We start from the raw sequence: 541 nt of genomic DNA on the forward strand, positions 1-541 counted from the left end.
AGCAACAGCTGGTCGCGAGCCATCCACGTAAAACCATCCCGGGGATGAGCACGCTCCCTGAGCACATGCCGGAACGTCACAGCAAGCAGCAACGCTGGACCCCAGGGCGTCTTAAACAGTGGGCTGCTGACATCGGACCGAGCACCTTGTGCTGGGTTAGCGAACGGTTGGAAGAGAAAGCCCATGCCGAGCAGGCATACCGACTCTGCCTGGGGCTGCTGAGTCTTAGCCGGGAGTATCCGCCATCACGGGTTGAAGCCTGTTGCCAGTTGGCCAACCGGGAAGGTCTGGTGCGACTCAAACAGCTCAAGTCGGTGCTGACCAGTGGCCGCGACCAACTGCCCGCAAGCCCGCTGAGCTACCCAGAGTTACCGCAAGAGCACGAGAACATCCGTGGCCCCCAGAGCTTCCACTAAAGAGGATACGTCCCATGACCCAACAAACGCTGACCCGCTTGAGACACCTGAAACTGACCGGCATGGCGGATGCCGTGCAACAACAACTGGAACAGGCAAGTACCTACGAAGGGCTGCCCTTCATC

Annotated in this window: 2 pseudogenes; both read left to right on the forward strand. The window is 59.7% G+C overall.

What is annotated here, in order from left to right:
* Positions 1-416: pseudogene (locus J9892_RS12915) on the forward strand (IS21 family transposase); the annotation flags it as partial.
* 14 nt (positions 417-430) lie between these two features.
* Positions 431-541, forward strand: a pseudogene (locus tag J9892_RS12920) (ATP-binding protein); the annotation flags it as partial.

Source organism: Aeromonas sp. Prich7-2, assembly GCF_017939255.1.
GTDB lineage: Bacteria > Pseudomonadota > Gammaproteobacteria > Enterobacterales > Aeromonadaceae > Aeromonas > Aeromonas caviae.